This is a genomic window from Micromonospora sp. Llam0 (genome assembly GCF_003751085.1).
Taxonomy (GTDB): Bacteria; Actinomycetota; Actinomycetes; order Mycobacteriales; family Micromonosporaceae; genus Micromonospora_E.
Genome location: NZ_RJJY01000002.1, coordinates 2612717 through 2635864 on the forward strand (window position 1 = coordinate 2612717; position 23148 = coordinate 2635864).

The window sequence follows — 23148 nt, forward strand, 5'->3', positions numbered from 1 at the left end:
ACGAGTAGGCTGTTGGCATGCTTCCGGATCTGGACTTGCGGCTGGTCCGGTACTTCACCGTGGTCGCCGAGCAGCTGAACTTCGCGCGCGCCGCCGAGCAGCTCCGAGTCGCCCAGCCGTCGCTGAGCCGACAGATCCAGCGGTTGGAGGACGCTCTCGGCGTACGCCTGCTGGAACGCACCAGCCAGGGCAGCCGGCTCACCGCCGCCGGTTCGGCGTTCCTGCCCCGTGCCGAGCAGCTACTGCACCGTGCCGGCCAGGCGGTGCTCGCCGCGCGGGCGGCGGCACCGGAGCACACCATCACCATCGGGTACGTCGACGATCTGATCGTCACCCCCGCTGTACGCGACCTGCGCCACCGGTTTCCCGACGCCCACGTCCGCGCCCGCCACCTCGACACCCGGGACGCCGACGCACTGCTCAGCCGGCAGGCCGACGCCCTGGTCATCCGTACGCCGCTGCCGGTTCCGGCCGACGACCTCGACGTGGCTGTCCTCTACGACGAACCCCGGGTCCTGGTCGTGCCCGCCGCGCACCGGCTGGCCGGCAAGGAGTCGGTGACCGTCGCGGACATCGCTGCGGAACCGCTGGTCGGCTGCACCGGCATGGGCGCCGACTGGACCGGCTTCTGGCGGCTCGAACCCCGACCGGACGGCAGTCCCGCCCAGCTCGGTCCCACGCTGGCCGACACCTACGACGACAAGCTCGAAGCCATCGCCGACGGCAGTGCCATCGCCGTCGTCCCGGCCAATGACCGGCGGTTCAGCCTGCGTCCCGACCTGGTCACCGTTGCCATCCACGAGGTCGAGCCCTGCCAGGTCGCCGTGGTCACCCGCGCCGGGGACGCCAACCCGTTGGTCGCAGAGTTCGTCCGCTCTGCTGAGCGGCTCCTCGTTGGCTGACCCTGGGTCCCGATCGTCATGCGCCTGTTGCATGACGGGGTGCGAAACAGGTCTTGGACACGGCCGCCGGCAGAACGTTGGCTGGTCGTATGCCTGTCGACTACCGCTCACAGACCGTTCTGCTCACCGGGGCGAGCTCCGGGATCGGTGCCGCCTTCGCCAGGGCGCTGGCCGTACGCGGCGCGAACCTCGTGCTGGTCGCGCGGCGTGCCGACCGGTTGGCGTCGATCGCGGACGAGCTGCGCCGCACTGCTGATGTGCGAATCGAGGTCGTCCCCACGGACCTGTCCAGTCCCGCTGCGCCGACCGAGATTCGCCAAGCGGTCGCCGACCGGGGCGTCGAGGTGACAAGCCTGATCAACAATGCCGCGATCGGCTCTTTCGCCCTGTTTGCCGATGTGGACCCGAGCCGGTCGACCGCCGAGGTCGCCGTTGACGTGATGGCACCGGTCGCGCTGACAGCGGCCTTCATGCCGCAGCTGACGGGTGCCGGCAACGGCTTCATCATCAACCTTGCCAGCGTGTCCGCGTACTTCCCGACTCCTCGGATGACCGTCTACAGCGCCGCAAAGGCGTTCATGCTCAGCTTCACCGAGTCACTATGGACGGAGCTGCGTGGCACCGGCCTGACGGTGTTCGCGGTCGCCCCCGGAGCCACCGGCACCGATTTCACGGCCGGGATGGGGCCGGACGCGGCGGTGCTGACCGCAGGGAAGGTGCGGGCCGCAGAGGACGTCGTCGCGACTGCGCTGCGCCACCTCGAGCGCCGGGATCCGGGCCCGATCGTCGTTGACGGCGGTGGTAACCGGCTCGGCGTGCTCGTGAGCCGAATCGTGAGTCGGCGCCGAGCCGCCCTGATGATGGCCCGCGTCTTCGACCCCGCTCGCCGGCCCCCGTCTCGCACGCCCGGTTGACCTGGGTGAGGCCGTTGCTGGCGGCAGGCCGTCGCCCCACGGTGGAGCCTCCCCAGGAGCCACCTGCTAGTCGAACGTCCAGAAGAAGTAGAGGACGTTGGGCGGGTTGCCGTACGCGCGGTACTGGCAGAGGTACGAACTCCACAGGTCGTTCTGGATCCCGTAGTTGCCGTACCAGTGGCAGAAGTCCAGATCACTGTAGACGTTGCGGAGCGTGCCGCCCGGCGGGTCCGGGTAGTCCGCCGAAGCCGGGGCGGCGGTTGTCGCGAACAGGCCGGCCATGGCGATCATGAACGCCACCAGCAGTGTGGTCAGTCTTCGCATACGTCCTCCCATAGGTTGGGGCACTCGCCGATCTCCCGCGTGTCTCCAGGCGATCGTTAGATCGACGTCTGACGATTTCATGATGCCATTGTGGCTGGCCCAAGGGAAGGCTTGAGCGCCGCAGGCATCGGAACGCTGGACCGCACCCGGCGCGGTCTCGACCCGGCCGAGGTACGCGCCTTCCTGCACCTGGTCGCCGACGAGTTGGCCGCGTTGCGGGCCGAGCTGGCGATGACCCGCGACGATCGAGGTACTTGCTCCTGACCAGCCAGCGACACTGCGGCTATAGTTCGAGCTATAGTATCTGCTATGGCAACGACTACCATGCAGCTCGACGGGAGCCTCCGGGACGAGTTGGCAGAGATCGCCAGGCGCGACTTCGCAGGGGTTCCCCTCGCCGAGGCGCTTCGGCGGCTCATCCGCGAGCACCAGATCAACAAGATCATGACGCGGTACGCCGAACTGCGGTCAGATCAGCAGGAGTGGGAGAGCTACCGGGCTGAGGTGTCGTTGACCGACAACGCTGCCGCTGACGGCCTGCCGCCAGGGTCGGACGAGTATCCGGAGTACAACACGTGAGTCAGTCCAGGCTCGCACCGTGGCAGGTGTGGTTGGTGGACTTCGGTAACCCGGTCGGACATGAGGAAGGTGGCGTACGCCCAGCCGTTGTCGTCGGCTCCACCGCCCACTGCCGGTTCCCGATCGGGATGGCAATCGTGGTGCCGTTGACAAGCCGGGATCGCGGCTTGGAACATCACGTGCGTATCGACTCGCCTGCATCTGGGCTCGCCCGCCCGAGTTGGGCACGGACCGAGGACCTCACGGCGGTCTCCACCGAGCGGTTCCGGCGTCAACAGCCGTTGGGTACGGCCTCCTCGGATGAGATCGCGCGGTTGTCCGAGTGGCTCAGAGAAATGGTCGCCTTCACCCCGTGAGCAGGGTTTCTGAAGATGTCCACGTCGTACAGGCCGATCGAGGTGTCGCGGATGGCCAGGGTCAGGCCCTCCGTCTGCCTGCGCCACCAACATAGATGTCGTAGGTGCTGCCCTGCGTAACCATGAGTCCGGGGTGGCGGCAGACGCAGAGCTTCCGGTGGTGCAGTCCGGGTGTGGTCGGGACCACCGGCCGTCGGAAGCCGGCGTGGATGACGACGATCGAAGGTGCGCTCAATCACCGTCACGAGGACGCGTCCAGCAGTATGGTCCTTGGTGACGATCGTCCGAACCATCGGGCCCGGCATGGTGCCCGGCCTGGCAGGAAGGGGCGTTCGCCTCTAGCCCTTCGGGTGGCCGGATGGAGATGGTGGGGCAATGACTCGCGGGCAGTACGACACCATGGTTGTGGCGTTGTGGTCCGGCGTGGCCACGGCCTGTCGGTGTGCCTGCTGGGCAGCGTCGCCGTCGAGCTGACCCGCAAGGTGCCGGTGCCGGGGCCGTCGGCGCCCCCCACGTTGTCCGAGCGCTCCAGGAGACGACACGATGACGACGCCCGTCATGCGGGCCGGTAGCTCCCACCATGGGCTCGCCGCCCACGAGGTGGTGCTGCTGCTGGAAACCGACGCCCACCACGGACTGGACAATCAGGAAGCCGACGAGCGGCTCGCTCGATACGGGCCCAACAGGCTGCCTGCGGCCAAGGGCGCCGGGCTGTTCGCGCGGATCCTGCGCCAGTTCCACCACCCGCTGATCTACGTCCTGATCGCCGCCGGTGGCATCACCGCCGTGCTGGGCGAGTATGTCGACTCGGCGGTGATCTTCGGCGTCGTGGTGATCAACGCGATCATCGGGTTCATCCAGGAATCCAGGGCTGAGGCCGCGCTGGAGGGCTTGCGGTCGATGGTGCGCACCCAGGCCACAGTGATCCGCGACGGCCGCCGGCGGACCATCCCATCCGACGACCTGGTCCCAGGTGATCTCGTTGTGCTGGAGGCGGGCGACAAGGTGCCCGCCGACATGCGGCTGACCCGGTTGGCGGAGTTGCGGATCAACGAGTCGGCGCTGACCGGGGAGTCCGTTCCGGTGACCAAGGACGAGGTGGTGCTGCCCGAGGCGATACCGGTCGCCGACCGGAACAACATGGCCTACTCGGGCACCCTGGTCACGACCGGTAGCGGTGCCGGGATCGTGGTCGCCACCGGCGCGCAGACCGAGATGGGTGAGATCCACCGGCTGGTCGGGGCCGCGGAGACCCTGGCGACACCGTTGACGCAGAAGCTCGCCGGGTTCAGCAAGATCCTGACCGTCGGCATCCTCGCCCTGGCCGCGGCGACGTTCGCGCTCGGCCTGGTGCGCGGGTACGACGCGGTGGAGACGTTCACCGCGGCGGTCGCGCTCGCGGTCGGTGCGATTCCCGAAGGGCTCCCGGCGGCGGTCACGATCACCCTCGCGATCGGCGTGGCCCGGATGGCGCGGCGGCGTGCGGTGATCCGCCGGCTACCTGCGGTGGAGACGCTGGGCAGCACCACGGTCATCTGCTCGGACAAGACCGGCACCCTGACCGAGAACCAGATGACTGTACGCACCGTGTGGACCCCCGACGGCACCTACGAGGTCACCGGCTCCGGTTACGCCTCGGACGGTGCTTTGCGCAACCCCGCCGGTGCGGTGGATCCGGCCGGCACCGACCAGGCGCTGCGCTGGTCTTTGCTGACCGGCGCTGCCTGCAACGATGCGGCCTTGACCCACGAGGACGGGCGGTGGGACGTCGCCGGTGACCCCACCGAGGGAGCGATGCTGGTGGTCGCCGGCAAAGCGGGACTCGGATCCGATGAGGTCGAGGCACTTCTTCCCCGGGTGGCGACGATCCCGTTCAGCTCGGAGCGTCAGTACATGGCGACCCTGCACCGCGACACCACCGGCGGCACCCCGGCCGGGGACGTGGCGCTGGCCAAGGGCGGCGTCGAGCGGATGCTCGAGCTGTGTGACGCTCAGCTGCACGCCGACGGCACCGTCCGGCCCTTGGACCGCGAGTCCGTGCTGCGTGCGGCCGGTGAGCTAGCCGGGCGGGGACTGCGGGTCCTGGCGACCGCCATGCACCCGGTGGCCGGCCCGGACGACTTCGAGGAGAACCGGCTGCCCGGCAGCATGGTGCTGACCGGGTTGCAGGCCATGCTCGACCCACCCCGCGAGGCTGCGACGGCCGCGGTGGCCGCCTGCCACGCCGCCGGCATCAAGGTGAAGATGATCACCGGGGACCACGCGGCCACCGCTACCGCGATCGCCTCCCAGGTGGGGGTGCTCGACTCGGGTGGGCCGGGTGAAGGCATGGTGCTGACCGGCACCGAGCTGGCCAAACTGCCATCTGAGGACTTCCCGGACGCGGTGGACCGCGCGGTCGTGTTCGCCCGGGTGTCACCGGAGCAGAAGCTGCGTCTGGTGGAGGCGCTGCAGGCCCGTGGGCATCTGGTTGCGATGACCGGTGACGGTGTCAACGACGCGCCCGCCCTGCGTCAGGCCGGGATCGGCGTGGCCATGGGCGCCAGCGGCACGGAGGTGGCCAAGGACGCAGCGGACATGGTGCTCACCGACGACGACTTCGCCACCATCGAGGCCGCCGTCGAAGAAGGCCGCGGCGTGTTCGACAACCTCACCAAGTTCATCACCTGGACGCTGCCCACCAACATCGGTGAGGGCCTGGTCATCCTGGCCGCGATCATGTTCGGTACGGCGCTGCCGATCATGCCCACCCAGATTCTGTGGATCAACATGACCACCGCGGTCGCGCTCGGGCTGATGCTCGCGTTCGAGCCCAAGGAGCCAGGGATCATGACCCGGCCGCCCCGGGACCCGGATCAGCCGCTACTCACCCGCGCGCTGATGTTCCGGATCCTGCTGGTATCCGCGCTGCTGGTCGCCGGTTCCTGGTGGTTGTTCGAGTACGAACGTACCCACGGGGCGAGCCTGGCCGAGGCCCGGACCGCCGCGATGAACGTATTCGTTGTCGTCGAGGCGTTCTACCTGTTCAGTTGCCGATCCCTGACCCGCTCGGCGTGGCGCATCGGACTGTTCACCAACCTGTGGATCATCGTCGGAGTCACCGTTCAGGCGATCGGCCAACTCGCCATCACCTACCTACCCGCCATGAACACCCTGTTCGGCACCGCCCCCCTCAGCGGCGACGCATGGCTGCGAATCTTCGGCATCGCGGTCGTGGCCAGCCTGGTCATCGCGGTCGACAAGCGTCTGCGGCGACCGGCGTGACCCCAGATCCTGGTCTGTCCACGTCAGCGGGTGTGCCCCATTGACTTTGTCGCATCCCATGCCTCATGGTTATGAGACAAACTTTGCGACAATGGAGGTGGTGGCGATGCGTCAAACAGAGCACAGCGAGACCAGGCAGTGGCTGGACCAGCACGGTCTGACCGACACCGAGCCGACCCCGCTGCTCGCGACGCGGCTGGCCGTGCGAAGGCGGGCCAGGCTCGCCGGCGACGTCCTGCTGGCCGCGTTCCTGATCGGCGCGGCGCTCACCCACACGTTGAGCCGGCTCACCGACGCCGCGTACTCCTGGCTGCCGTTGCCGCTGCTCACCGCACTGGTGGTCGGTCTGCTGGTGGCGCAGTGGCTGCTCCGTCAATGGGTCCGCCGCGTCGACCGGCGGGCCGGCGCGCAACTGCCCCGGCGGGTGGCCCACCCGGTCGAGTTCGGCTGGTCGGCGGTGCTCGGCCGGCCGTACGCCACCTTCACGGTCGCCGCCTACACCGGCGCACTGGCGCTCGCGGTCAGCGTACTGCCGGTCTCCGACCCGGTGCTGCGGGCCGGGGCCGCCGTCGTACTGATCGGGCTCGTCGGTGCCGGAGCCGGCATCGTCATGCAACTGCGTCAGATGCTGACCAGCCCGGCCGTCGCCGAGGACGAGGCGTCCCTCACGGCCGGCGTCATCATGCGGGTCGAGGACGCCCGCGCCCTGGTCACCCCCAGCCTGGTCTGGTCGCTGCCGGCCATCTTCCTGTACGGGGAGTCGCTGGGCTGGTGGAACGCGGTCGCGATCGGACTCGTCCTGGCCGGTGTCGTCGCGTTCGGCCTGATCCAGACCCGGGCCACGGCTGTCGGGGCGACCGCACGGCAGGCCATGATCGTCCGATGATCGTCATCGACGCCGCTTCGCCGACGCCGCCGTACGAGCAGCTGCGGGCCCAGCTCGCCCGGCAGATCCAGGACCGGTCGCTGGCCGTCGGCACCCGGCTGCCGACGGTCCGCCGGCTCGCCGCCGACCTCGGCCTGGCCGTGAACACCGTCGGCCGGGCGTACCGGGAGCTGGAGGAGGCCGGGCTGATCGAGACCCGTGGCCGGGCCGGCTCGTTCGTCACGGCCGCCGGCGACCAGGCTCTCGAACAGGCCCACCGCGCGGCCCGCGACTACGCGACGATCATCGCCAGGAGCGGCATCGACCCCGCCGAGGCGATCCGGATCGTCCAGGCGGCCCTGGGTCAACCGGCCACACCGTGACTCACCGGCCACGGTGGCGCAGTCGCCAACGGTCGACGCCCGCGTGCAGCAGGACCAACGGCAGTACCCCCACCACGTACCAGGCCAGGTCGGTGGGGTCGAAATGGACGCCCAGGACCAGTCGCGCCAGCAGACTGCGCTCGGACAGCTCCGCCGGTACGCCGGTCAGCTGCAGCAGCTCGACGAGCCAGCAGAAGACGACGGCACCCGCCCCGGCCACGATCGGCCCGGCACCCGGTGCCAGGACGAACACCCCGGCGTAGACCATCGACGCGTACAGGGCGGTACCGGAGTACTGCTGCAGCGCGCCGGAACTGTCCAGCACGCCGTCCCCACCGGCCAGCACCCGGATGCCGAGCGCCACGGCGAGGAACCCGGCAGCGGCGGTCACGCCCGCCAACCGTACCCGCCACTTGAGACCCGCCACGGTGCTCGACCCTACAGTTCACCGGCCCTGTCGGTCACCGGCCCTGTCGGTCACCGGCCTTGTCGGTCACCGGTCGGTCAGCGGGGTCCCGGCGGATCTCAGTACGTCGATCTCGCAGCCCGGCGAGGCCGGGTCGAAGCCGTGCTCGACAAGCCAACGGATCGCAAGCAGGCTGCGCACCGACCACCAGGCGCGGATCACATCGAGGTCGACGTCGGTGCCGTAGCCGACGAGGACGTCACCAAGGCGCTCCCGGTGCCCCAGCGTCAGGGTGGCGAGATCGAACAGGGCGTCACCCCGGCCCGCCTCGGACCAGTCGGCACGCCGGTGACCTCGCCGCCGACGACGTCGCCGACGGCTCGCCGAGCCGGCCGAGCGCCGTCCCGGCAACGGCAGCAAGCGCGAGTACGGGCGGTCTACGCCACAGCACCTGCGGAGTCGGCACCGGTGCTCTCGCCATGGCCTCGACCTCGACGTCGGCGCGCGTCTCGTCGGTCGCGGACGGCCGCGTCCGTGGTACGCGCGGCGCAGCGGATCGAGGAGTCCGTGGTAGCTGAGACCCGTCGTGAACTGTCGTTCTCTCCCTCGGTGATGTCCGGTACGCGAAGTATTCGCGCCGTGTGATGATCAGCTTGGCATGGAACTGAGCGTAATAGATATTGATATGACCATGTGACAGGTGGTGCAGTTGTGCTCACCAGCGGAGTCCTCCCCACCCCAGGAGGTCTAGATGCGATTCCGCGCACCAACTGCCAACGCCGGCTCGTGGCGCAGGACCACCGTCCTGGCCGTCGCGACCGTCGTCGGCCTGTTCGCCGTCGTGACCGGCCCGGTCTCGGCCGATCCCAAACCCAGCGGTGTCGACCGGGAGTCGATCGCCGGCCCGTACCGGGTCCTCGGACCGCGTACCCTCGCCGACCGCGACGCGGTGGCCGGGACCGGTGCCGCGATCGACTACATCGAACACGGCATCCTCAACATCACCGCGACCCGGGCCGAGGTCAGCGCGATCCAAGCGCTCGGCTTCGACGTCGAAGCGGTCCGGGCACCCACCAGGACCGACGACTCCAGCGACGTCACCACGCTGGACTTCCCGCCGGCCGACTCGGCTTACCACAACTACGCCGAGCTGACCACGGTGGTCAACCAGGTCGTCGCCAGCCACTCGAACATCGCCCGGAAGATCAGCATCGGGACCTCGTACGAGGGCCGCGACCTGATGGCGGTCAAGATCTCCGACAACGTCGCCACCGACGAGGACGAGCCGGAGATCCTGTTCAACTCGCAGCAGCACGCCCGCGAGCACCTCACCGTCGAAATGGCGGTCTACCTGCTGAACCTGTTCACCGACGGCTACGGCAGCGACTCGCGGATCACCAACATCGTCAACACCCGCGAGATCTGGATCGTGCCGACCGTCAACCCGGACGGCAGCGAGTACGACATCGCCACCGGCTCGTACCGGTCCTGGCGCAAGAACCGGCAGCCGAACAGCGGTGCGCTCGCCGTCGGCACCGATCTGAACCGCAACTGGGACTACCTGTGGGGCTGCTGCGGCGGCTCGTCCGGCTCCCCGTCGTCGGCCACCTACCGTGGCCCGTACGCCTTCTCCGCCCCGGAGACCCAGGCGCTGCGCGACTTCGTCGACAGCCGGGTCGTCGGCGGTGAGCAGCAGATCAAGGCCAACATCGACTTCCACAGCTACTCGGAGCTGGTGCTCTGGCCGTTCGGTTGGACCAACGCCAACACCCCGTCCGGGATGACCGCCGACCAGTACAACACCTTCGCCACCCTCGGCGGGCAGATGGCGGCGACCAACGGCTACACCCCGGAACAGGCCTCCGACCTGTACATCACCGACGGCAGCAGCATCGACTGGATGTGGGGGGAGCACGGCATCTGGGCGTACACCTTCGAGATGTACCCCGGCTCGTCCGGTGGCGGCGGCTTCTACCCGCCCGACGAGGTGATCCCCGCCCAGACCGCCCGCAACCGGGACGCGGTGCTGATGCTCAGCGAGTACGCCGACTGCCCGTACCGGGTGATCGGCAAGGAATCGCAGTACTGCGGCGGCGGTGGCCCGGTCGACCCGCCGGGCAGCACCGTCTGGGCGGACGACTTCGAGTCCGCCACCGGCTGGACGACCGACCCGAGCGGCACCGACACCGCCAGCACCGGGCAGTGGGAGCGCGGCGTCGCGCAGGCCACCAGCTCCGGCGGGGCCCTGCAGCTGACCGCCTACCAGGGCAGCAACAGCCTGGTCACCGGTCGGCTGGCCGGCTCCTCGGCCGGCTCGTACGACATCGACAGCGGGGCGACCAGCGCCCGCTCGCCGGCCGTCGTCTTGCCGTCGAGCGGCACCCTCACCCTGTCGCTCGCCTGGTACCTGGCCCACCTGAACAACTCGTCGTCAGCCGACTACCTGCGGATCAGTGTGGTACACAGTGGTGGCACGACGATGCTGCTGAACCAGTCCGGCGCGGGGAGCAACCGGTACGGGTCCTGGTCGACCGGCAGCTACGACCTGACCCCGTACGCGGGTCAGACGGTGCGGATCCTGGTCGAGGCGGCGGACGCCTCCACCGCCAGCCTGGTCGAGGCGGCCATCGACGACGTCCGGATCACCAGCTCCTGACGGAGGGCAGGGCTGCCGGCTACTGACGGCACGCAGGGCTGCCGTGCGGTGAACATCACCGTACGGCAGCCCCGCGCTGTCGCGATGCCGGCCGGCCGGCGCCGGTGGGTTACCGTGCTAACGACCGCCCCGCAGCGAAGCCGGTGCGAACCCGGCGCTGTCCCGCAACTGTGATGTCCCGGCCGACGGTCGGGGCCAGCCAGGTCGCCTGCGGCGTGGTCGCGAACCGCGCTCTCGAGGAAGGGCGCCTCGCCACCTGGCCGGGGCCGGCGTCACCACCCCCGACCTGTCGGCGAAGCACCAGCCCTCGACCGACAGGAGGACCAGATGAGCAGATCCCACCCGCTGCGGGCAGCGCTGCTGCGTACCGCCGCGGTCACCACCGCCGCCGTCCTCGCCCTGACCGGCTGCGGCCAGGCCGGCGACGGCTCCGGCGGACCCGACGACGCGCAGCCCGGCGTCAGCCCGGAGGCCGCCGCCAGCTACCCGGTCACCGTCGGTGACCTGACCCTGGAGGTACGCCCGGAGCGGATCGTCGCACTGTCGCCGACCGCCACCGAGATGCTCTTCGCGATCGGCGCCGGTGACCAGGTGACCGCGGTCGACGACAACTCCAACTTTCCGGCCGAGGCACCGACCACCGAGCTGTCCGGGTTCACCCCGAACGTCGAGGCGATCGCCGGCTACGAACCCGACCTGGTGGTGCTCTCCGGCGACACCAACGAGGTGGTGGCCGGGCTGACTCGACTGTCGATCCCGGTCTACCTGGCCGGGGCGGCGGTCACCCTGGACGACACGTACCGCCAGATCACCGAGCTGGGTGCCCTCACCGGGCACCCGGACGCGGCGGCCGACCTGGTCGACACCATGCGGTCCGACATCGACAAGCTGGTCACCGACGTGGCGCAGCCGGCCGAGCCGCTGAGCTACTACTACGAGCTCGACCCGACCCTGTACACGGTGACCAGCGAAACCTTCGTCGGCTCGCTGTTCACCATGGTAGGGCTGACCAACGTGGCCGACCCGGCGGATCCGTCCGGGGAGGCCGGCGGCTACCCGCAGCTGTCCGCCGAGGCGTTGATCGACGCCGACCCGGACCTGATCTTCCTGGCCGACACCAAGTGCTGCCAGCAGAACGCTCAGACGGTGGCGCAGCGGGCCGGCTGGTCCACCATCACCGCCGTCCAGGCCGGTCAGGTGGTCGAGCTCGACGACGACATCGCCTCCCGCTGGGGCCCCCGGGTGGTCGACCTGGTACGGGCGATCGTCGACGCGGTCGACGCGGCGGCGTCCTGACATGCTCCGCACGCCGGCGCGGCGGCCCGGCCGGCGGCCGGGGCTGACCGCCGGCTGGTTCGCCGGCGCGGTGGCCGCCGTCGTGCTGGCGGCCCTGGCCGGGCTGGCGTTCGGCCCGGCCAGCCTGCCGCCGCTGGCGGTCGCCGCCGAACTGCTCAACCTGCTGCCCGGCGTAGACGTGGACAGTGGACTCAACGACCGGCAGGTGGCGATCGTCACCCAGCTGCGGCTGCCCCGGGTGGTGCTGGCGCTGCTGGTCGGCGGCATGCTGGCCCTGGCCGGCGGCTGCTACCAGGGGGTGTTCCGCAACCCGCTGGCCGACCCGCATCTGCTCGGCGTCGCCGCCGGGGCCGGGCTGGCGGTGACCGCGGTCATCGCGCTGCGCTCCGGCACCGGGGTGCTGACCGGGCTGCCGGTGACGGTGCCGCTGGCCGCGTTCGTCGGTGCGGTCGGGGCGGTGGCGCTGACGTACCTGCTCGGTACCGGCGCCGCCGGGCCGGACCGGTCCACCGCGACGCTGATCCTGGCCGGGGTGGCGGTGTCGGCGTTCCTCGCCGCCGGGCAGACCTACCTGCTGCAGCGCCACGTGGACACCATCCGGGAGGTCTACTCGTGGCTGCTGGGCCGGCTGGCCACCGACGGCTGGCACGAGGTCCGGCTGGTCCTGCCGTACGCGGTGATCGCCGCCGTGGTGGTGTTGGCGCACCGCCGCGAGTTGGACGTGCTGTCGGTCGGTGACGAGGAGGCGGCCAGCCTCGGCCTGCACCCGCAGCGGTCCCGTTACCTGCTGCTCGCCGCCGCGTCGCTGGGTACTGCTGCGGCGGTGTCGGTGTCCGGGCTGATCGGCTTCGTCGGGTTGATCGTGCCGCACCTGGTCCGGCTGGTCGCCGGCAGCAGCTACCGGGTGATCCTGCCGCTGTCGATGCTGCTCGGCGGCGCGTTCCTGACCGTCACCGACGTGGTGGCCCGTACCGTGGCCGCGCCGGCTGAGATTCCGATCGGTGTGGTCACCGCCTTCTTCGGCGCCCCGTTCTTCGTGCTGGTGCTGCGTACCACCCGCCGGACGGTGACGTTGTGACCGGGGCCGGGGCCGGGGCCGGGGCCGGGGCCGCGCCCGAGACCGGGCCGGCGACCGCCGCCGGCACCCCGGTGGTCGGCCGTGATCTGCGGGTACGCCTCGGCGGCGCGCCGGTGCTGGATGGTGTCGATCTGACCGTGGCCGCCGGTGAGTGGGTGGCGGTGATCGGGCCGAACGGGGCCGGCAAGTCGACCCTGCTGCGGGCGGTCGGCGGGCTGCTGCCGGTCGACGGCAGCCTGGACCTGTTCGGTACGCCGATCACCCGGCTCGGCCGCCGCGCCCGGGCCCGGCTGGTCGCCACCGTCGTACAGTCGCCGGTGGTGCCGGCCGGGATCGCCGTCGCCGACTACGTGCTGCTCGGCCGTACGCCGTACGTACCGCTGCTGGGCCGGGAGTCGGCGGCCGACCTGGCGGTGGTCGACGACGTGCTGGCCCGGCTCGACCTGACCGGGTTCGCGCACCGGCGGCTGGCCACCCTGTCCGGTGGTGAACGTCAGCGGGTGCTGCTGGCCCGGGCGTTGGCCCAGGGCGCCCCGCTGCTGCTGCTCGACGAGCCGACCAGCGCGCTGGACATCGGCCACCAGCAGGAGGTGCTGGAGCTGGTCGACGAGCTGCGCCGGGACCGGGGGCTGACCGTGCTGGCCACCATGCACGACCTGTCGGTGGCCGGCGAGTACGCCGACCGGCTGGTGCTGCTCGCCGCCGGCCGGACGGTGGCCGCCGGCCCGCCAGCCGAGGTACTCACCGAGGAGAACCTGGCCCGGTACTACCGGGCCCGGGTGCGGGTGCTGCCCGGCGCGCACGGCCCGCTGGTCGTCCCGGTCCGCGACCGCCGTCCGGCCGGCGACCGGACGGCCGAGCCGGCCCGACGGGACGCGGACCGGTCCGTTGCCGGTACGGATCCGTCAGTCGCCGGCGATCCGGATCACCGAGAAGAAGGCCCCCTGCGGGTCGTTGAGCACGGCGAACCGGCCGTGCGGCAGGTCGGTGGGCGGGACTGAGACGGTGCCGCCGAGCGCGGCGGCGTGCTCGGCGGTGGCGTCGCAGTCGTTCACCGCGAAGTACACCATCCAGTGGGCCGGCAGGTCGGCCGGCCAGTCGTCGCCGACCATCGGCATCATCCCGGCGACCGGCTGCTGCTCGACCAGCCATTCGGTGTACATGATCGGCGGAAACGGGGTGTCCCGGGTCTCCCAGTCGAAGACCGTGCCGTAGAACTCCTTCGCGCCCTCCGGGTCGCGGGTGGTCAGCTCGTTCCAGCACAGCGAGCCGGGCACGTTCGCCAGCTCCGCGCCGGCCATGGACAGCGGCTGCCAGACGGCGAAGCTGGCCCCGGCCGGGTCGGTGAAGACCGCCGCCCGGCCCCGGTCGAGCACGTCGAACGGCGGCATCAGCACGGTGCCGCCGGCCGACTCGACGAGCTTGGCGCTCGCCTGGGCGTCCAGCGTGCCGATGTACGTGGTCCAGGTCGGCGGCTGCCCGCCGGTGGAGACCGAGCCGGCCCCGGCGACCAGTTTGTCGTCCTTGCTGAACAGGGTGTAGCCCTCTGCGTCCGGGTCGTCGGGCGGCTGCGCGGACCAGCCGAACAGTTCGCCGTAGAACCGGATCGCACCGGGCAGGTCGGAGGTGCCGAGGTCGACCCAGGCGGGTACCCCGGCTGCGGCGACGGACATGGCGGATTTCCTCCTGCGGATCGGCTGGGTGGACCCTGCTGACCGAATCCTGGCACCCGGTCGCCGACGGTCGGGGGAGATTCGCCGAAGCAATCGCCCGTCGCGCGGAATCATGGCCCGCGCCGAGGGTACCCGTACCCGGGCTGACGTCACCGACCGAAGCCCGGGCGGAAGTGCCGGGCACCGCCTGCGGCGCGGGGCACCGGCCGGGACGCGGGACAGCGGGGGAGAACGATGGTACGGGTGATCGAGGTGTTGCCGGGCGACATCGACCGGGCGATCAACGACGATCACGTCCTGCTGGACCAGCTTTTCCGGCGGCTGGAGACGGGTCAGGGCGACCGGCGGATCCTGGCCGACCAGGTGGTCTACCGGATCTCCATGCACCTGGCGGCCGAGGAGCAGGTCCTCGACCCGGTCTTCGACGAGCCGACGGTGACCGAACAGCTGACCGCCGGGTCGGTGGCCGAGCTGATCCGGCGGGGGCGGGACACCCGTCAGCGGATCAAGGAGGCGGCGGCCGAGATCGACCGGTCCAGGCCCGGCAACCTGGACTTCGAGGAGGCGCTCAACCACCTGATCGCCGACGTGCGCCGGCAGGCCGCCGAGCAGGAGGGGACGCTGCTGCCGGCGCTGCGGGCCGCGGTCGGTCCGCAGCGGATGGCCGAACTCGGCGCGCAGTTCACCGCCGCGAAGTACCGTGCCCCGACCCATCCGCACCCGCAGACTCCGAACACTTCCCGCAGCAGCCGGCTGCTGGGTGGGCCGGCGGCGCTGGTCGACCGGCTCCGCGACCGGACCTCGGGGCGGCGTGGCTGGTTCGCCACCGACGCGTCCGGGCTGCTGGAACCGCAGTCCCAGGCGCTGCTGGACGCGTTCGCCGCGCTCGGCCCCCGGCCCACCGAGATCCTCGATCCGGTCGAGGCGCGGCGCCAGCCGACCCTGTCCGACGCGGTGGCCCGGATCCGTACCGACCGGGGGGACCTGGAGGAACGGGAGCCGGTCGACTCGGTCTTCGACTTCGCCATCGACGGTCCCGGCGGGGAACTGACCCTGCGGGTGTACCGGCCGACGTCGGCATCACCAACCGGCGGCCTGCCGGTGCTGATCTACCTGTACGCGGGTGGCTGGGTGGTCGGCAGCCTGGACACCTACGACGCAACCCCCCGGGCGCTGTGCAACAAGGAACGGTGTCTGGTGGTGGCGGTGGACTACCGGCACGCCCCGGAGCATCCGTTCCCGGCCGCCCACGACGACGTGCTCGCCGCGACCCGGTGGCTGCTGGACAACGCCGGCGAGATCGGCGGTGACCCGGAACGGATCGCCATCGCCGGCGAGGCCGCCGGCGGCAACATGGCGGCGGCCACCTGTCTGCAGTTGCGCGACGCCGGTCAGCGGCTGCCAATGCTGCAGGTGCTGATCTACCCGGTGACCAGTGTGACGATCGACGACGGATCCGGGGTGGACGCCGCTGACGCGGCACCGCTGAACCGTCCGATGCTCAGCTGGTTCGCCCGGCATGCTTTTCCCCGGCCGGAGATGCTCGACGACCCCCGGGTGGCGTTGCTCGACCTGCCGGTGGAACGGCTCGCCGGCCTGCCGCCGGCGGTGGTGCTGACCGTGGAACGGGATCCGCTGCGCGACCAGGGGCAGGCGTTCGCGCAGCGGCTGCGGGCGGCCGGGGTTCCGGTCGAGCACATCCACTACGACGGCGTACCGCACGAGTTCTTCGGCATGGGTGCGGTGCTGGACGTGGCGGAGGCGGCCCAGGACCGGGTGGCGGCCGAGCTGCACACCGTGTTCAACCCGTCCGGCCAGTCGTCGAGCGGCTGGCCGACCGGCCTGTGAGCCGCCGGCACGGGAATCAGCGGTCGGCGAGGTCGGCGATGGTGTTCACCAGACCGGCCGCGGTCTGTGGATCCCGGGTGGTCAGCACGAGATAGCGCCCACCGGACAGCTGCACCCGGATGCCCGGGCCGGACCGGGTGATCAGGCCACGTCCCCGCGTGTCGGGGTGGTAGCGGTAGCCCCAGCCGCCCCACTCGGACACCCGTACCGTCGTCTGGACGGCCCCGACGACCTCCCGCGCCGGTACGCTGATCCGCGGCCACCCGAACGGCCCGAATCCGATGTGGATGCCGTGCCGGTCGATGGTCAGCCGGTTGACCAGCAGCAGTGTCACCAACGCCACGGTGAGCAGCACCGGGCTGGCCACCCAGACGTTGATCCAGACCGCCAGGACCCCGGCGAGCAGCAGCAACGGGACCAGGATCCACAGCCCGGTGCGGGACACCGACGTCTGCTCGGTCCACCCGGCGCCGTCGGCCGGCAGCGGCACCCGGGGCAGCTCGGCGGCGGGCCGGCCGTGAGCCGCCGGCCGGGCCGGCGGCGGACCGCACGCCGCGTACGCCAGCACCGTCCAACCGGTCACCCCGACCATCAGCGCGGGAACGTGCCAGCTCGGAGCCGGTGCCCGGGTCGGGTCCAGTACGTCGACCGACAGTGCCACGGTGGTCAGCCAGATTCCGGCGACGACCCCGGCGACCGCCGCGCCGATGGTGATCAGCCACCGGCGCAGCTGCCACCGCAGCCCCAGCGGCAGCACCCCGACCGCGGCGAGCACCGCTCCGGCGGCCGCACCGATCGTGTAGCCGGTCACGCTGTTCGTCAGCGAACTGGTCGCGTCGACCACATCGGCGGTGTTCCAGTGCATCGGCAGCCGGTCCGGCAGCCGGTGGCGCAGCGCCTCGGCGGTCACCGGCACCACGGCGACCGCGAGCACAGCGAGCAGGAAACCGAGCAGCCGCCGGCCGCCGCCACCGGCGCGGTCCTGCCCAGCCGTCCCTCCGTCGCTCACCTGGCGATTGTTTCCCAGCTGTCGCCGGGCCAACCCGGAGGGGGCGGGCGGTGTGGCGCGCGCCGTTCTGCTAGTACCGCCGGCCGGCGCGCCCGGTCTGCTAGTGCCGCTGGTCGGTCCGGGCGTGGTCGGTCAGCGGGGGCGGCAACGGCTCGGCGTGCAGCACCGTCAACCGGGACACCGCCCGGGTCAGCACCACGTACAGCCGGTGCAGCCCACGCGGCTCGGCCGCGACGATACCGGCCGGCTCGACCACCACCACGTGGTCGTACTCCAGCCCTTTCACCTCGGTCGCGGCGACCACCGACACCCGGATCGCGGGGTCGCCGGCGGCTCCGGTGACGCCGACACCGGCGGCGGTCAGAGCATCGCACAGGCCGGGCACCGCGGACCCGGCGGCGATCACCCCGACCGAGCCGTCGTGGGCCAGCGCCGCGCGGACCTCGGCCACCGTGGCAGCGGTCAGATCGTCGACCGTACGCAGCGACAGCGACCCGTCGCGACGCAGTGAAACCGCCGGTGGTACGTCCACTTCGAGCGCCGGCAGCAGCCGGTTGGCCAGCTCGACCACCACCGCCGGCACCCGGAAGCCGACCGTCAGCGGCACCACCGGGGCGTCCGGCCGACCGAGGTGGGTCAGGGTCCGGTGCCAGTCGGTGGCCGCCCACGGGGCGGTGCCCTGGGCCAGGTCGCCGAGCAGGGTGACCGAGCCGTGTTCGCAGCGCCGGGCGATCGCCCGGCACTGCATCGGCGACAGGTCCTGCGCCTCGTCGACCACCACGTGCCCGTACCCGGTCGGCCGGTCGAGCAGCCCGGCGACCTCGTCGATCAGCACCAGGTCGGCCTCGGTCCACCTGGTGGTGCGGACCGACCTGGCCGGTGGCCGCAGCAGCGCCGCCTGTTCGGCCTCGTCGAGCAGACCGCTGGCGGCGGCCGACAGCCGCTGCGGATCGGTGAGCAGCGCGGACACCACCTCGGTCGGGGTGAGCGCCGGCCAGACCCGGTCCAGCAGGGCGCGTACCGGGGCGACCCGGGCCATCCGCCGCAGCCAGGCGTCGCTCGGTGACTCGGCGCGCCGGGTCTCGGCTTGGCGTTGCAGCAGCGCGACGATCCGGGCCTGCACCCGTTCCCGACCGATCCGGTACGGCGGCTTCTCCTCGCGGACCGTCCGCACGATCCGGTGCAACGCCTCGACGCCGATCCGCCACCGGTAGGAGCCGTCCGGCACCACGATCGACTCGTCCGGTTCGCCGAGGTACGCCTCGACGGCGCGGCGCAGCACCTGCGCCATCCTGGGGTCGTGTTTGAGCGCGGCGGCGGCCGGGGTGTCCTCGGCCCGTACCGGCACCGAGTCGATCAGGTCGGTGACCGTGCACTGGGCCACCTCGACCTCGCCGAGGGCAGGCAGCACGTTGGCGATGTAGGACAGGAACACCCGGTTCGGCCCGATGATCAGCACCCCGGCCTTGCGTAGCCGTTCCCGGTGCGCGTACAGCAGGTAGGCGGCCCGGTGCAGGCCGACCGCGGTCTTGCCGGTGCCGGGCGCGCCCTGTACGCAGATCGACTCGGTCAGCTCGGCGCGGACCAGCTCGTCCTGTTCGGGCTGGATGGTGGCGACGATGTCCCGCATCGGGCCGACCCGGGGCCGTTCGATCTCGGTCGTCAGGATGCGGGAGGCAGTGCCGAGCTCCTCACCCCGGTCGAGGTGTTCGTCCTCGAAGCTGGTGAGTTCGCCGCCGGCGTAGCCGAACCGGCGGCGGACCCGTACCTGCTGCGGGTCGCGGGCGCTGGCCTGGTAGAAGGCCCGGCTGATCGGCGCACGCCAGTCGAGGACCAGTGGTTCGCCGGTGTCGTCGGCGACATGCCGGCGGCCGATGTGGTGGCGACTGATCTGGTCCCGGTTGAGCTGGTCCCGACCGGTCCGCAGCTCGCCCGGATCGGGCTCGTGGCCTGGCTCGTGGCCTGGCACGAGGTCGTCGTCGAGGTCGGGATCGATGTCGACGTCGAGCCGGCCGAAGAACAGCGGCGTGTCCGGGTTGTCGGCCAGCTCGGCGACCCGGCGGGCCAGGTGCCGGCCCAGGGTCTCGGCGGTGTACGCGTCCCCGGCGACCCGGTCGCCGGTGCTGAACAGGGCTTCGGCCCGGTTGCGCATCCGGGCGAGTGCGGCCCGGGACGCGGTCAGATGGGCGCGTTCAGCGGCGAGTTCGCCGTCCAGGTCGGGAGCGGGTGCGGGTGCGGGGTGGTCGGGTGCGGGCATGCTGACTCCTGGCTGGATCGCCGGCGTGCTCGCTCGCGTGTCCGGAACCGGGTCGGCCGGTGCCCGGCGCGGGGGACGTCCGCTGCGGTGCGACTCACCGCGGCCGTCAAGCGGCCATCGACTTTACCCCTGGCCCGTCGCCGGTCAACCAGATTTCCCCGCTACGTCGGGCGCGACAGTGTCGCCGGCCAATCTGCTCGACGGCTGCCCGGGGTGCGGGGTGCGCCACAGGCCGGGCCGCCGCCGGGCGCGGCGACCACCCGAGGGCTACCGTGGAGATCATGAGTCACGGTGACGGGGGCGAGGGCGGCGGGCTGCGCCGACCACGGGTCGGGCACATCCAGTTCCTCAACTGCCTGCCCATCTACTGGGGGCTGATGCGCTCCGGCGCGCTGCTCGACGTCGACCTGCACAAGGACTCCCCGGAGCGGCTCGGTGCCGCCCTGGTCGCCGGCGACCTGGACATCGGCCCGATCTCGTTGGTCGAGTACCTGCGGCACGCCGACCAGTTCCTGCTGGTGCCGGACATCGCGGTCGGCAGCGACGGGCCGGTGCTGTCGGTGAACGTCGTCGCCACCCGGCCACTGGGCGAATTGTCCGGCCGCCCGGTGGCGCTGGGTTCCACCTCACGTACCGGGGTGCTGCTGGCCCGGATGCTGCTGGCCGAGCGGTACGGCGTCGAACCGGACTACTTCACCTGCCCGCCGGACGTCACCCAGATGCTGCTGGAGGCCGACGCCGCCGTGCTGATCGGCGACGTCGCGTTGCGGGCCCACCACGAGGCGCCGGCGCGCGGCCTGGCCGTCACCGACCTGGGGCAGGCGTGGCGGGACTGGACCGGGCTGCCGATGGTCTTCGCCGTCTGGGCGGTCCGCCGTGACTTCGCCGCCGCCCACCCCGGCCAGGTCAAGGAGGTCCACCAGGCGTTCCTGCGGTCGCGTGACCTCTGCCTCGCCGAGCTCGACGAGGTGGCCCGAGCCGCCGCCAGGTGGGAACCGTTCGACGCGCCGACGCTGGCTTCGTACTTCCGGGCGTTGGACTTCTCGCTCGGTGACCGGCAGGTGGCCGGGCTGCGGGAGTTCGCCCGCCGGGCGGCCGGGTCGGGTGCCGCCCCGGCGCTGCCGCCCGGCGGCCCCGAGTTCTTCCTGCCCTGACCGCCTCTGCCTGCCCTGACCGTGCCTGGGTGGCTCAGCTGCCGGCCGAGGCGGTCGCGGCTGCCCGCAACTGCTGGGCCACCTCACGGCAGATCTTCGCGCCGTACGTGTAGGGCCGGTCGACCGGGAACCGGGTCATCACTCCGATGGTCCATCCGTCGCCGATCGCCAGGCAGTTGACGTGCCACTCCTGCTCGTTGTCCCGGATCACCCAGCCGTTCTTGATGGCGATCTCGTCGGCTTCGTCTGCCGGGAATGCCTCGATCACCCCGAAATCGCCTGGACTGCGTACGCTGCGCATCTCGGTCAGCAGCCAGTCGGTCCACTCGGCGCCGGCCGCCCGGCCGTCGACGATGCACGCCCCGATCCGGGCCACGTCGCGGGGGGAGAGCCGGGTGGTGCTCCACCGGTTCTCGGTCGAGCTGTGGCTGTCGGTGAGCCCGCAGATCCGGATCATCCGCTCGGTCGCCGCGGTCCGGCCGATCTCCTGCCACAGCTCCTCAGCGACCTGGTTGTCGCTGTCCCTGATCATGATTTCGAGCTGCCGCATCCGGAAGTCGCTCGGCGACCGGCCCGCTTCGGCCGAGGTACGCAGGTAGTCGGCGGCGATCCACGCCTTGATCAGCGACGCCGTGGTACTGGTCTCGGCCAGGTTGGCCGATCCGTGGATCTCGCCGGTCCGTTGGTCGAGCATCGCCCACGACCACCAACCGTCGATGCCGGCCAGCCGAACCGTGGTCGGCGCGACGGCCAGCGGTGACAGCGTCGGGTCGGGCTCCGGGGTCGGGCTCTCGCTCAGGCCGGCCGTCGGGGTCGACGCCGGTTGACGCCAGCTGGGCTGCTGGTCGGTGTCCTGCTGGTCGGTTGGCTGCTCGCCGGCGGCGGCCAACGGCGCGCCGGGAACCAGCCGCAACCCGGCGATGCCGGCGACTGCCAGAGCGACTACCCCGATCACGATCAGCGGCGTACGCCGCCCGGCCCGGGTGTGGCGGGCCACGACGCCCGGTCGCCCGGTCACCGGCCGGGAGGGTCGGCTGGCCATCAGCCGACCCGGTCGGCTGGTGAACAGCCGGCGCAGCCGGCCGGTCGACGGAATCCAGGAGTCGGGTGGCATGTCACCCGGCCGGTGGCGCCGGGGGCGGCAGTTCGGCGGGCAGTTGGATGGCGGCGCCGGCGTGTGGGGTGACCAGCTGCCGGGCCACCTCGCGGCAGATGCCCGACCCGTACTCGAGGCCGTAAGGGCCCGGGTACCGGGTCATCACCGCGAGCACCCAGTCGTCGTGCACGGCCAGGCAGTTGAGATGCCACAGGCCGTCCGACCAGATCAGCGTCCAGCCGTTCTTGATGCCGACCGGCGACTCCCGTAGCAGGCTCTCCGGCAGTCCGTCGATGATGCCCCAGCGGCCTCCGCCGGAGGTGGTTTCCTGCTCGGACGCGGCGGTCCCGCCCCGTACCTGGGACATCTCGTCGAGCACCCAGTCGGTCCACAACGGGCCGGCGGCGGTGCCGTTCTTGACGCACTCGCCCATCAGCGCGGCATCGCGCGCCGACATTTGGGTGTAGCTCCACCAGACGTTGTCCTCCTTTGGCGGCACCACCATCCGGGTCTGCTGCAGGCCGCACATCTTGATCATCCGGGTGATCACGTCGTCGCCGCCGGCCTCGTAGTACAGCCGGTCGGTGGCCCGGTCGTCGCTGTCGCGGATGGCCAGGCTGGCCAGCTGCAGAACGTCGGGCTCGGGCTCGGCGTCGTCGAGTCGCCGTAGGTAGTCCGCGACGATCCAGATTTTGATCATCGATTCGGTGGAGCTGGTCTCGGTCATGTTGGCCGAGCCGCCGATCTCGCCGCTGTCGCGGTCCAGCAGCGCCCAGGTCAGGAAACCGTCGACCGGGACCGAGACCGGTACGGCCCGCAACGTCGGCACGGCCGGCGGCTCAGGGGACTCGGCCATGGCGAGGGCCGGATCGGTCAGCTCGACGGCGGACCGGTTGGTGCCCGTCCCGCCGACGAACCGGGCCGAGGCGGTGGGGATCATCAGAACGGCACCGACCACCAGGGCTGCCAGCACGACAGTGAGTGTCACGCGTGAACTCATGGGGGGCTGCTCCGGGGAGTGAATCGGTGATTTCAGCTCGTCGGTGCTCTGACGGTTGCGTCGGTACGGGATGATCCTGGGTCTACCG

22 protein-coding genes, 1 pseudogene and 1 riboswitch are annotated in these 23148 nt (G+C 71.4%); of the genes and pseudogenes, 14 read left to right on the plus strand and 9 right to left on the minus strand.

Annotated features, from left to right (window positions below; all coding sequences use genetic code 11):
- The first annotated feature begins 17 nt into the window (after nt 1-17).
- Nucleotides 18-902 (plus strand): LysR family transcriptional regulator, encoded by an 885-nt coding sequence (locus EDC02_RS39155; RefSeq protein ID WP_123607090.1) that lies wholly within the window; start codon nt 18-20, stop codon nt 900-902.
- 89 nt (nt 903-991) lie between these two features.
- On the plus strand, nt 992-1816 hold the full coding sequence (locus EDC02_RS39160; RefSeq protein ID WP_123607091.1) for an SDR family oxidoreductase: 825 nt from the start codon (nt 992-994) through the stop codon (nt 1814-1816).
- Between the two features lie 66 nt (nt 1817-1882).
- On the opposite strand, the gene EDC02_RS39165 is transcribed toward EDC02_RS39160, so the two are convergent.
- Nucleotides 1883-2140 carry a hypothetical protein gene (locus EDC02_RS39165; protein ID WP_123607092.1) on the minus strand — a complete coding sequence of 86 codons (258 nt, stop codon included), beginning with the start codon at nt 2138-2140 and terminating at the stop codon, nt 1883-1885.
- Between the two features lie 111 nt (nt 2141-2251).
- Here EDC02_RS39165 and EDC02_RS39170 point away from each other — a divergent pair, with 111 nt between their 5' ends.
- From EDC02_RS39170 to EDC02_RS43040, 3 genes are read left to right on the plus strand one after another with little or no spacing between them, the layout of a single operon-like run.
- The gene (locus EDC02_RS39170) at nt 2252-2404 is read left to right on the plus strand and encodes a DivIVA domain-containing protein (protein WP_233606676.1); all 153 of its coding nucleotides are present in this window, start codon (nt 2252-2254) and stop codon (nt 2402-2404) included.
- A gap of 45 nt (nt 2405-2449) precedes the next feature.
- Complete coding sequence (locus EDC02_RS39175; protein ID WP_123607094.1) at nt 2450-2719, plus strand: hypothetical protein; 270 nt, start codon at nt 2450-2452, stop codon at nt 2717-2719.
- Between the two features lie 35 nt (nt 2720-2754).
- On the plus strand, nt 2755-3075 hold the full coding sequence (locus EDC02_RS43040; protein ID WP_370461632.1) for a type II toxin-antitoxin system PemK/MazF family toxin: 321 nt from the start codon (nt 2755-2757) through the stop codon (nt 3073-3075).
- Here EDC02_RS43040 and EDC02_RS41170 read toward each other — a convergent pair.
- Nucleotides 2991-3368, minus strand: coding sequence for a hypothetical protein (locus EDC02_RS41170; protein ID WP_199758136.1), 378 nt, complete (start codon nt 3366-3368; stop codon nt 2991-2993). The two genes, EDC02_RS43040 and EDC02_RS41170, sit on opposite strands and share 85 nt — an antisense overlap.
- A gap of 250 nt (nt 3369-3618) precedes the next feature.
- Between EDC02_RS41170 and EDC02_RS39185 the strand changes: the two genes are divergently transcribed.
- From EDC02_RS39185 to EDC02_RS39195, 3 genes are all read left to right on the plus strand, one after another.
- Complete coding sequence (locus EDC02_RS39185; RefSeq protein WP_123607096.1) at nt 3619-6339, plus strand: cation-transporting P-type ATPase; 2721 nt, start codon at nt 3619-3621, stop codon at nt 6337-6339.
- Nucleotides 6340-6445: 106 nt separating this feature from the next.
- Complete coding sequence (locus EDC02_RS39190; RefSeq protein ID WP_123607490.1) at nt 6446-7225, plus strand: hypothetical protein; 780 nt, start codon at nt 6446-6448, stop codon at nt 7223-7225.
- On the plus strand, nt 7222-7587 hold the full coding sequence (locus EDC02_RS39195) for a GntR family transcriptional regulator (protein WP_123607097.1): 366 nt from the start codon (nt 7222-7224) through the stop codon (nt 7585-7587). Before EDC02_RS39190 ends, EDC02_RS39195 begins: the two co-directional genes overlap by 4 nt.
- Before the next feature lies 1 nt (nt 7588).
- On the opposite strand, the gene EDC02_RS39200 is transcribed toward EDC02_RS39195, so the two are convergent.
- Nucleotides 7589-8014 (minus strand): DUF2809 domain-containing protein, encoded by a 426-nt coding sequence (locus EDC02_RS39200; protein ID WP_123607098.1) that lies wholly within the window; start codon nt 8012-8014, stop codon nt 7589-7591.
- A 66-nt stretch (nt 8015-8080) separates the two neighbouring features.
- Nucleotides 8081-8413, minus strand: coding sequence for a hypothetical protein (locus EDC02_RS39205; protein WP_199758073.1), 333 nt, complete (start codon nt 8411-8413; stop codon nt 8081-8083).
- A 331-nt stretch (nt 8414-8744) separates the two neighbouring features.
- Here EDC02_RS39205 and EDC02_RS39210 point away from each other — a divergent pair, with 331 nt between their 5' ends.
- The 4 genes and pseudogenes from EDC02_RS39210 to EDC02_RS39225 form a co-directional block, all read left to right on the plus strand.
- Complete coding sequence (locus tag EDC02_RS39210) at nt 8745-10649, plus strand: M14 family zinc carboxypeptidase (RefSeq protein WP_123607099.1); 1905 nt, start codon at nt 8745-8747, stop codon at nt 10647-10649.
- A gap of 139 nt (nt 10650-10788) precedes the next feature.
- A riboswitch (cobalamin riboswitch) is annotated at nt 10789-10853 on the plus strand.
- Between the two features lie 123 nt (nt 10854-10976).
- Complete coding sequence (locus EDC02_RS39215) at nt 10977-11945, plus strand: ABC transporter substrate-binding protein (RefSeq protein WP_123607100.1); 969 nt, start codon at nt 10977-10979, stop codon at nt 11943-11945.
- Nucleotide 11946: 1 nt separating this feature from the next.
- Nucleotides 11947-13023: an iron ABC transporter permease gene (locus EDC02_RS39220; RefSeq protein ID WP_123607101.1), complete on the plus strand. Its 1077-nt coding sequence runs from the start codon at nt 11947-11949 to the stop codon at nt 13021-13023.
- A gap of 71 nt (nt 13024-13094) precedes the next feature.
- A pseudogene (locus EDC02_RS39225) lies at nt 13095-13856 on the plus strand (ABC transporter ATP-binding protein); the annotation flags it as partial.
- 72 nt (nt 13857-13928) lie between these two features.
- Here EDC02_RS39225 and EDC02_RS39230 read toward each other — a convergent pair.
- A complete protein-coding gene (locus tag EDC02_RS39230; protein ID WP_123607102.1) occupies nt 13929-14696 on the minus strand; it encodes a VOC family protein in 768 nt (255 codons plus the stop codon).
- A 243-nt stretch (nt 14697-14939) separates the two neighbouring features.
- On the opposite strand from EDC02_RS39230, the gene EDC02_RS39235 reads away from it, so the two are divergent.
- On the plus strand, nt 14940-16544 hold the full coding sequence (locus tag EDC02_RS39235; protein ID WP_199758074.1) for an alpha/beta hydrolase fold domain-containing protein: 1605 nt from the start codon (nt 14940-14942) through the stop codon (nt 16542-16544).
- Nucleotides 16545-16560: 16 nt separating this feature from the next.
- Here the strand turns inward: EDC02_RS39235 and EDC02_RS39240 are convergent, their stop codons facing one another.
- Nucleotides 16561-17553: a hypothetical protein gene (locus tag EDC02_RS39240; RefSeq protein ID WP_123607104.1), complete on the minus strand. Its 993-nt coding sequence runs from the start codon at nt 17551-17553 to the stop codon at nt 16561-16563.
- A gap of 100 nt (nt 17554-17653) precedes the next feature.
- Complete coding sequence (locus EDC02_RS39245; RefSeq protein WP_123607105.1) at nt 17654-19810, minus strand: AAA family ATPase; 2157 nt, start codon at nt 19808-19810, stop codon at nt 17654-17656.
- A 281-nt stretch (nt 19811-20091) separates the two neighbouring features.
- Between EDC02_RS39245 and EDC02_RS39250 the strand changes: the two genes are divergently transcribed.
- Nucleotides 20092-20964 (plus strand): menaquinone biosynthetic enzyme MqnA/MqnD family protein, encoded by an 873-nt coding sequence (locus tag EDC02_RS39250; protein ID WP_123607492.1) that lies wholly within the window; start codon nt 20092-20094, stop codon nt 20962-20964.
- A 34-nt stretch (nt 20965-20998) separates the two neighbouring features.
- Here EDC02_RS39250 and EDC02_RS39255 read toward each other — a convergent pair whose 3' ends face one another.
- Both EDC02_RS39255 and EDC02_RS39260 read right to left on the minus strand, forming a co-directional pair.
- Nucleotides 20999-22006 carry a hypothetical protein gene (locus tag EDC02_RS39255; protein ID WP_370461633.1) on the minus strand — a complete coding sequence of 336 codons (1008 nt, stop codon included), beginning with the start codon at nt 22004-22006 and terminating at the stop codon, nt 20999-21001.
- A gap of 73 nt (nt 22007-22079) precedes the next feature.
- A complete protein-coding gene (locus EDC02_RS39260; RefSeq protein ID WP_123607106.1) occupies nt 22080-23060 on the minus strand; it encodes a serine hydrolase in 981 nt (326 codons plus the stop codon).
- Nucleotides 23061-23148: the final 88 nt, after the last annotated feature.